This is a genomic window from Arenimonas soli, from assembly GCF_014643775.1.
Classification (GTDB): domain Bacteria; phylum Pseudomonadota; class Gammaproteobacteria; order Xanthomonadales; family Xanthomonadaceae; genus Arenimonas; species Arenimonas soli.
This window is the reverse complement of record NZ_BMKC01000001.1, coordinates 1680761-1687662: the sequence shown is the minus strand read 5'-3', so window position 1 is coordinate 1687662 and position 6902 is coordinate 1680761. Positions and strand designations below refer to the sequence as shown.

Below are 6902 nucleotides of genomic sequence, written 5' to 3'. Positions count from 1 at the left end.
CACCCTGATCGCCCCGATCGCGATGGACGAAGGCCTGCGTTTCGCCATCCGCGAAGGCGGCCGCACCGTCGGCGCCGGCGTGGTTGCAAAGATCATCAAGTAAGCGCATAATCCCGCTGCTAAGTCGCCCCCCAGGGCGGCCCGACATAACGAAATGAGGGGCAGGACGCCCCTCGTGTTCGCGCCCAGGACGGGCGAGGCTGGTGGAAAACCGCTTTGTTTGACAGGGCGATTTAACACAAGCTATACTTTTCGGCTCGGTGGACCAGAAACGGTCCGCCGAGCTTGTTTTCCACGGGAACCAGGGCCAATGGCCCCTGATTCCGACGCTCTTTACCGTTTTGAAGGACATCGCCATGGCGGACCAGAAGATCCGGATTCGGCTCAAGGCCTACGATCATCGCCTGATTGATCGCTCGGCTTCCGAAATCGTGGAGACGGCCAAGCGGACCGGCGCGCAGGTGCGCGGCCCGATCCCGCTGCCGACCAAGATCGAACGTTTTACCGTGCTGGTGTCGCCGCACGTCGACAAGGACGCGCGCGACCAGTACGAGACCCGCACCCACAAGCGTGTGCTGGACATCGTCGACCCCAATGACAAGACCGTTGACGCGCTCATGAAGCTCGAGCTCGCGGCCGGCGTCGACGTCCAGATCAAGCTGACCTGAGGCCACTGCCATGACGACCAAAAACATTGGAATCGTGGGCCGCAAGGCGGGCATGAGCCGCATGTTCACCGAAGATGGCCGTTCCATCCCGGTGACCGTGATCGAGGCCAGCCCGAATCGCATCACCCAGATCAAGACCAACGAAGCCGACGGCTACACCGCCGTGCAGGTCACCGCCGGCACCAAGCGCGCGCGCCTGGTGAACAAGCCGCTGTCGGGCCACTTCGCCAAGGCGAAGGTCGAAGCCGGTCGCGGCCTGTGGGAATTCCGCATCGCCGACGAGGACGCGGGCAACTACGAAGTGGGCGGCGAGATCAAGGCCGACATCTTCGAAGTGGGCCAGCTGGTCGACGTTGCCGGCGTGACCAAGGGTAAGGGCTTCCAGGGCACCATCAAGCGCTACAACTTCAAGATGGGCGACGCTACCCACGGTAACTCGCTGTCGCACCGTTCGCCGGGCTCCATCGGCCAGCGCCAGACCCCGGGCCGCGTTTTCCCGGGCAAGAAGATGGCTGGCCACATGGGCGCCGAGCGCCAGAGCATGCAGAACCTGGAAGTGGTCAAGGTCGACGCCGAGCGCGGTCTGATCGCGGTCAAGGGTTCCGTCCCCGGTGCGCCGGGTGGCGACGTCGTCGTCCGCCCCGCGAGCAAAGGTTGAGGAGTTAGATAATGGAACTCGCCGTCATTGGAAGCGGTAAGGCGCTGTCGGTTTCCGACGCCGTCTTCGGCCGCGAATTCAGCGAGGATCTGGTGCACCAGGTGGTGGTTGCTTTCCGCAACGCCGGCCGGTCTGGCACCAAGGCCCAGCTGACCCGCTCGGAAGTGCGGGGCACGACCAAGAAGTTCAAGAAGCAGAAGGGTGGTGGCGCGCGTCACGGCGACTACCGCGCCCCGATCTTCATCGGTGGTGGCGTTACCTTCGCCGCCAAGCCGCGCAGCTTCGCCCAGAAGGTGAACCGCAAGATGTACCGTGCGGCCATCTGCGCCATCATCTCCGAGCTCATCCGCCAGGATCGCCTGAAGATCGTCGAGAAGTTCGAAATCGACGAGCCCAAGACCAAGACCCTGGTTGCCAAGCTCGGCGAGATGGGTTTCGACCATCCGCTGATCGTCACCGAAGACGCCACCGAGGCCCTGTACCTGGCCGCCCGCAACCTGCCGTACGTCGAAGTTCGCGACGTGCAGGGGCTGGATCCGGTCGCGCTGGTCGGTGCCCGCAACGTGATCATGACCGCCGACGCGGTCAAGAAGGTCGAGGAGTGGCTGGCATGAACGAGATCAAGATCCTCAGCATCCTGCGTGCGCCCCGCGTGTCCGAAAAGACCGCGCGCATCCAGGAGCAGAGCAACCAGTACGTCTTCGAAGTCGCGACCACCGCGACCAAGGCCGACGTCAAGGCCGCCGTCGAATCGCTCTTCAGCGTCAAGGTCGAGGGCGTCAACGTGGTCAACGTCAAGGGCAAGCAGAAGTCCTTCCGCAACCGAGCCGGCCGCCGTGGCGACTGGCGCAAAGCTTACGTTCGCCTGGCCGAAGGCCAGACGATCGACGTAATGGCAAAGGCCTGAGGTAAGTACCCATGGCACTACAGACTTTCAAGCCGACTTCGCCTGGCCGCCGCGCCATGGTGCGCGTTTCCACCGCCGGCCTGCACAAGGGCGGCCCGCTGGAATCGCTGGTCGAGAAGAAGAGCAAGAGCGGCGGCCGTAACAACTACGGTCGCATCACCACCCGTCACATCGGTGGTGGCCACAAGCAGCATTACCGCATCATCGACTTCAAGCGCGACAAGGAAGGTATTCCCGCCCGCGTCGAGCGCCTGGAGTACGATCCCAACCGCACCGCGCACATCGCGCTGCTGTGCTATGCCGACGGCGAGCGCCGCTACATCATCGCTCCCAAGGGCCTGGCCAATGGCGACCAGGTGATCGCGGGCAAGGATGCGCCGATCAAGACCGGCAACAGCCTGCCGCTGCGCAACATGCCGGTGGGTTCGACCGTGCATTGCATCGAAATGAAGCCGGGCAAGGGTGCGCAGCTGGCCCGCGCCGCTGGCGCCGGCGCCCAGCTGATCTCCCGCGACGGCGGCTACGCCACCCTGCGCCTTCGCTCCGGCGAAATGCGCAAGGTGCCGGCCGACTGCCGCGCCACCATCGGTGAAGTCGGCAACGTCGAGCACAACCTCGAGAAGCTTGGCAAGGCCGGTGCGAAGCGCTGGCGCGGCATCAAGCCGACCGTCCGCGGCGCCGCCATGAACCCCGTCGACCATCCGCACGGTGGTGGCGAGGCGAAGGCCGGCCAGGGCAACCCGCATCCGGTGTCCCCGTGGGGCACGCCGGCCAAGGGTTACAAGACGCGCAAGAACAAGCGCACCCAGAAGTTCATCGTGCGCGATCGCAGGGGTTGATAGGCCATGGCACGTTCTCTTAAGAAAGGTCCCTTCATCGACCACCACCTCGTCAAGAAGGTGGAGGCCGCACAGGGCAGCAGCAAGAAGCCGATCAAGACCTGGTCGCGTCGTTCCATGGTCTCGCCGGACATGGTGGGTCTCACCATCGCCATCCACAATGGCAAGGTGCACATCCCCGTGCTCGTGAACGAGAACATGGTGGGCCACAAGCTCGGCGAGTTCGCCCTGACCCGGACCTTCAAGGGTCACGTCGGCGACAAGAAGTCGAAGTAAGGAGATATGACAGTGGAAGCCAAAGCCATTCTCCGCACGGCCCGGATCTCGCCGCAGAAGGCCCGCCTGGTCGCCGACCAGGTCCGTGGCATGCCGGTGGCCCGCGCCGCCGACCTGCTGCAGTTCTCGGACAAGAAGGCCGCCCACATGATCCGCAAGGTCCTGTGGAGCGCCATCTCGAATGCCGAAAACAACCTCGGCGCTGACATCGACGAGCTCAAGGTTTCGACCATCATGGTCGACGAGGGCCCTGTCCTGAAGCGTTTCATGGCCCGCGCCAAGGGCCGCGGCACCCGCATCCTCAAGCGCACCAGCCACATCACTGTGGTTGTGGGCTCGGGCAAGTAAGGCAGGGACGACGAATATGGGTCACAAAGTTCATCCGACCGGAATCCGCCTCGGCATCGCCAAGGACTGGAATTCCAAGTGGTTCGCCAACAAGCGCGACTACGCCCAGTACCTGGTTGCCGACCTCAAGGTCCGCCAGATGCTGCGCAAGAAGCTCGCCCAGGCCGGCATCTCGAAGATCCTGATCGAGCGCCCGTCCAAGAGCGCCCGCGTCACCATCCACTCGGCTCGTCCGGGCGTGGTGATCGGCAAGCGCGGCGAAGACATCGAGAAGCTGCGCAAGGAAGTCTCGACCATCATGGGCGTCCCGGCGCACATCAACGTGTCCGAGGTCCGCAAGCCGGAGCTCGACGCGCAGCTGGTCGCCGAGTCCATCGCCCAGCAGCTCGAGCGCCGCATCATGTTCCGCCGCGCGATGAAGCGCGCCGTCGGCAACTCGATGCGCCTGGGTGCCCTGGGCATCAAGGTCAACGTCGCCGGCCGCCTCAACGGCGCCGAGATCGCGCGTTCGGAGTGGTACCGCGAGGGCCGCGTGCCCCTGCATACCCTGCGTGCCGACATCGACTACGGCTTCGCCGAGGCCCTGACCACGTACGGCATCATCGGCGTGAAGGTCTGGATCTACAAGGGCGAGGTCTTTGACTTCAGCCAGGTCGGCCAGGAAAAGGCGGAAGAGCGCTCCGAGCGCCCGTCCCGTCCGGCCAAGGAAGCGAGGTAATCCGCCATGCTGCAACCTAAGCGAACCAAGTACCGCAAGGTATTCAAGGGCCGTAACGACGGCCTGAGCTGGAACGGCGCCGCCGTCAGCTTCGGCGAGTTCGGCCTCAAGGCCACCTCGCACGGCCAGCTGACCGCGCGTCAGATCGAAGCGGCCCGCCGCTCGATCAGCCGCTACGTCAAGCGCGGCGGCAAGATGTGGATCCGCGTGTTCCCGGACAAGCCGATCACCAAGAAGCCGATCGAAGTGCGAATGGGTGCCGGTAAGGGCAACGTCGAATACTGGGTGGCCCAGATCGCTCCCGGCCGCATGATTTACGAGATCGAGGGCGTTGACGAAGCGACCGCGCGCGAGGCGTTCCGCCTGGCGGCCGCGAAGCTCTCGGTCACCACCACTTTCGTGACCCGGACGGTGCGCTGATATGGAACTCAAGGAACTGCGTTCGAAGTCTGAGACCGAGCTGAAGGCCCACCTGCTGGACCTGCACAAGGAACAGTTTGCCCTGCGCATGCAGAAGGCGACTGGGCAGCTGGGCCAGCCCCACAACATCAAGCGGGTCCGTCGCGAAATTGCGCAGACGATGACCCTGCTGACCCAGAAGAAGTAAGGGCGAGCTATGAGCGAGAATGCGAACCAGCTGCGCACGGTCGAAGGCCGCGTCGTCAGCAACAAAATGAACAAGTCCGTGACGATCCTCGTGGAGCGCCAGGTCAAGCACCCCCTGTACGGCAAGTACATCCGGCGCTCGACCAAGCTGCACGCCCACGACGAGGAAAACACCTGCAACGAGGGCGATGTCGTCCGGATTAGCGAGTGCCGTCCGCTGTCGAAGACCAAGAACTGGCGCGTGGTGGAAATCATCACGCGCGCCGTGAAGTAAGGAGGCCAGATCCATGATCCAGGTACAGAGCTACCTCGACGCCGCCGACAATTCCGGCGCCAAGGAAATGATGTGCATCAAGGTGCTCGGCGGCTCCAAGCGTCGCTACGCGCACATTGGTGACATCATCAAGGTCACCGTCAAGGACGCGATCCCGCGCGGCAAGGTCAAGAAGGGCGAGGTCTACGACGCGGTCGTGGTCCGCACCCGTTCTGGCGTGCGCCGTCCCGACGGTTCGCTGATCCGCTTCGACGGCAACGCCGCCGTCCTGCTCAACAACAAGCAGGAGCCGATCGGCACCCGCATCTTCGGGCCCGTGACCCGTGAACTTCGTTCCGAGAAGTTCATGAAGATCGTGTCGCTCGCTCCCGAAGTGATCTGAGGGAAGGAACAGACATGAACCGTATTCGCAAGGGCGACCAGGTGATCATCATCGCCGGTGCCGACAAGGGCAAGAAGGGTGAGGTTGTGCGCGTGGCTGGCGACAAGGTCGTCGTCCAGAACGTCAACATCATCAAGCGCCACACCAAGCCGAACCCGCAGGCCAACGTCGCCGGCGGGATCATCGAGCGTGAGGCGCCGATCCACGTTTCCAACGTGATGCTGTTCAACCAGGCCTCGGGCAAGGGTGAGCGCATTGGTTTCAAGGTGCTCGAGGATGGACGCAAAGTGCGTGTGTTCCGCTCGAGCAATGAGGCGGTTGACGCCTAAGGAATGATGTCATGACCCGGCTTGAGAGCTTTTACAAAGAAACCGTCGTCCCGAAGCTTGTCGAAAAGTTCGGCTACGAGAACATCATGCAGGTGCCGCGCATCTCGAAGATCACGCTGAACATGGGCGTGGGCGAGGCCGTGGGCAACAAAAAGATCCTGGAAAATGCCGTCGCCGACATGACCAAGATCGCGGGCCAGAAGCCGATCACCACCAACGCTCGCGTTTCGGTGGCCAGCTTCAAGATCCGCGACGGTTGGCCGATTGGCGCCAAGGTGACCCTGCGCCGGGCCAAGATGTACGAGTTCCTGGATCGCCTGATCAACGTCTCGCTGCCGCGCGTCCGCGACTTCCGCGGCGTCTCGCCGAAGTCGTTCGACGGTCGTGGCAACTACAACATGGGCGTCAAGGAACAGATCATCTTCCCCGAGATCGATTTCGACGCCGTTGACGCCATGCGAGGCATGGACATCGCCATCACCACGACGGCGAAGACCAACGAGGAAGCCAAGGCGCTGCTCGAGGCCTTCAACTTCCCGTTCCGCAGCTAAGACCAAGGACCCATACAATGGCCAAGACGTCGATGGTGAACCGCGACATCAAGCGCAAGAAGCTTGTCGCCAAGTACGCCGCCAAGCGCGAGGAGCTCAAGAAGGTCCTCGCCGACCAGTCCGCCTCCTACGAGGAGAAGATGGACGCCTCCACCAAGCTGCAGAAGCTGCCGCGCGACTCGAGCCCGAGCCGCGTGACCAACCGCTGCGAGCTGACCGGCCGCGCCCGCGGCGTGTACCAAAAGTTCGGCCTTGGCCGCAACAAGCTGCGTGAAGCCACCATGCGTGGCGACGTGCCCGGCCTGCGCAAGGCCAGCTGGTAATCGCCTGTCCCCCTCGGGGGACT

General features: G+C 63.5%; 16 protein-coding genes. All 16 read left to right on the top strand.

Going from position 1 to position 6902, the window contains the following annotated elements; translation table 11 throughout:
- Positions 1–103: EF-Tu C-terminal domain-related protein (locus IEX13_RS08170; protein ID WP_484463087.1), on the top strand; the 103-nt coding region annotated here is incomplete at its 5' end.
- A 253-nt stretch (positions 104–356) separates the two neighbouring features.
- Entirely contained in the window at positions 357–668 is a 312-nt protein-coding gene (gene rpsJ / locus IEX13_RS08165; RefSeq protein ID WP_188663085.1) for a 30S ribosomal protein S10, read from the top strand.
- A 10-nt stretch (positions 669–678) separates the two neighbouring features.
- Positions 679–1326 carry a 50S ribosomal protein L3 gene (rplC, locus tag IEX13_RS08160; RefSeq protein WP_188662910.1) on the top strand — a complete coding sequence of 216 codons (648 nt, stop codon included), beginning with the start codon at positions 679–681 and terminating at the stop codon, positions 1324–1326.
- Positions 1327–1337: 11 nt separating this feature from the next.
- Positions 1338–1940: a 50S ribosomal protein L4 gene (gene rplD, locus IEX13_RS08155; RefSeq protein WP_188662908.1), complete on the top strand. Its 603-nt coding sequence runs from the start codon at positions 1338–1340 to the stop codon at positions 1938–1940.
- Positions 1937–2233: a 50S ribosomal protein L23 gene (rplW, locus tag IEX13_RS08150; protein WP_188662906.1), complete on the top strand. Its 297-nt coding sequence runs from the start codon at positions 1937–1939 to the stop codon at positions 2231–2233. The genes rplD and rplW overlap by 4 nt, the downstream gene beginning before the upstream one ends.
- An 11-nt stretch (positions 2234–2244) precedes the next feature.
- On the top strand, positions 2245–3072 hold the full coding sequence (gene rplB / locus IEX13_RS08145; RefSeq protein WP_034225561.1) for a 50S ribosomal protein L2: 828 nt from the start codon (positions 2245–2247) through the stop codon (positions 3070–3072).
- A 6-nt stretch (positions 3073–3078) separates the two neighbouring features.
- Positions 3079–3348, top strand: a complete 270-nt coding sequence (rpsS, locus tag IEX13_RS08140; protein WP_034225563.1) for a 30S ribosomal protein S19 — start codon at positions 3079–3081, stop codon at positions 3346–3348.
- 12 nt (positions 3349–3360) lie between these two features.
- Positions 3361–3696: a 50S ribosomal protein L22 gene (gene rplV, locus IEX13_RS08135; protein ID WP_034225565.1), complete on the top strand. Its 336-nt coding sequence runs from the start codon at positions 3361–3363 to the stop codon at positions 3694–3696.
- Between the two features lie 16 nt (positions 3697–3712).
- The gene (gene rpsC, locus IEX13_RS08130; protein ID WP_188662904.1) at positions 3713–4414 is read left to right on the top strand and encodes a 30S ribosomal protein S3; all 702 of its coding nucleotides are present in this window, start codon (positions 3713–3715) and stop codon (positions 4412–4414) included.
- A 6-nt stretch (positions 4415–4420) separates the two neighbouring features.
- Positions 4421–4834 carry a 50S ribosomal protein L16 gene (gene rplP / locus IEX13_RS08125; RefSeq protein WP_188662902.1) on the top strand — a complete coding sequence of 138 codons (414 nt, stop codon included), beginning with the start codon at positions 4421–4423 and terminating at the stop codon, positions 4832–4834.
- 1 nt (position 4835) lies between these two features.
- Positions 4836–5021, top strand: coding sequence for a 50S ribosomal protein L29 (gene rpmC / locus IEX13_RS08120; protein ID WP_034225569.1), 186 nt, complete (start codon positions 4836–4838; stop codon positions 5019–5021).
- 9 nt (positions 5022–5030) lie between these two features.
- A complete protein-coding gene (gene rpsQ, locus IEX13_RS08115; protein WP_188662900.1) occupies positions 5031–5294 on the top strand; it encodes a 30S ribosomal protein S17 in 264 nt (87 codons plus the stop codon).
- A 13-nt stretch (positions 5295–5307) separates the two neighbouring features.
- Entirely contained in the window at positions 5308–5676 is a 369-nt protein-coding gene (rplN, locus tag IEX13_RS08110; RefSeq protein ID WP_034225573.1) for a 50S ribosomal protein L14, read from the top strand.
- A gap of 14 nt (positions 5677–5690) precedes the next feature.
- On the top strand, positions 5691–6005 hold the full coding sequence (rplX, locus tag IEX13_RS08105; RefSeq protein ID WP_188662898.1) for a 50S ribosomal protein L24: 315 nt from the start codon (positions 5691–5693) through the stop codon (positions 6003–6005).
- Positions 6006–6016: 11 nt separating this feature from the next.
- On the top strand, positions 6017–6556 hold the full coding sequence (gene rplE, locus IEX13_RS08100) for a 50S ribosomal protein L5 (RefSeq protein WP_188662896.1): 540 nt from the start codon (positions 6017–6019) through the stop codon (positions 6554–6556).
- Between the two features lie 17 nt (positions 6557–6573).
- Positions 6574–6879 carry a 30S ribosomal protein S14 gene (gene rpsN / locus IEX13_RS08095; RefSeq protein ID WP_188662894.1) on the top strand — a complete coding sequence of 102 codons (306 nt, stop codon included), beginning with the start codon at positions 6574–6576 and terminating at the stop codon, positions 6877–6879.
- Positions 6880–6902: the final 23 nt, after the last annotated feature.

Bases quoted from the DNA above. Each gene is read 5' to 3' on its own strand.
- rpsJ (WP_188663085.1), top strand. From the start codon at position 357: ATGGCGGACCAGAAGATCCGGATTCGGCTCAAGGCCTACGATCATCGC.
- rplC (WP_188662910.1), top strand. From the start codon at position 679: ATGACGACCAAAAACATTGGAATCGTGGGCCGCAAGGCGGGCATGAGC.
- rplD (WP_188662908.1), top strand. From the start codon at position 1,338: ATGGAACTCGCCGTCATTGGAAGCGGTAAGGCGCTGTCGGTTTCCGAC.
- rplW (WP_188662906.1), top strand. From the start codon at position 1,937: ATGAACGAGATCAAGATCCTCAGCATCCTGCGTGCGCCCCGCGTGTCC.
- rplB (WP_034225561.1), top strand. From the start codon at position 2,245: ATGGCACTACAGACTTTCAAGCCGACTTCGCCTGGCCGCCGCGCCATG.
- rpsS (WP_034225563.1), top strand. From the start codon at position 3,079: ATGGCACGTTCTCTTAAGAAAGGTCCCTTCATCGACCACCACCTCGTC.
- rpsC (WP_188662904.1), top strand. From the start codon at position 3,713: ATGGGTCACAAAGTTCATCCGACCGGAATCCGCCTCGGCATCGCCAAG.
- rplP (WP_188662902.1), top strand. From the start codon at position 4,421: ATGCTGCAACCTAAGCGAACCAAGTACCGCAAGGTATTCAAGGGCCGT.
- rpmC (WP_034225569.1), top strand. From the start codon at position 4,836: ATGGAACTCAAGGAACTGCGTTCGAAGTCTGAGACCGAGCTGAAGGCC.
- rpsQ (WP_188662900.1), top strand. From the start codon at position 5,031: ATGAGCGAGAATGCGAACCAGCTGCGCACGGTCGAAGGCCGCGTCGTC.
- rplN (WP_034225573.1), top strand. From the start codon at position 5,308: ATGATCCAGGTACAGAGCTACCTCGACGCCGCCGACAATTCCGGCGCC.
- rplX (WP_188662898.1), top strand. From the start codon at position 5,691: ATGAACCGTATTCGCAAGGGCGACCAGGTGATCATCATCGCCGGTGCC.
- rplE (WP_188662896.1), top strand. From the start codon at position 6,017: ATGACCCGGCTTGAGAGCTTTTACAAAGAAACCGTCGTCCCGAAGCTT.
- rpsN (WP_188662894.1), top strand. From the start codon at position 6,574: ATGGCCAAGACGTCGATGGTGAACCGCGACATCAAGCGCAAGAAGCTT.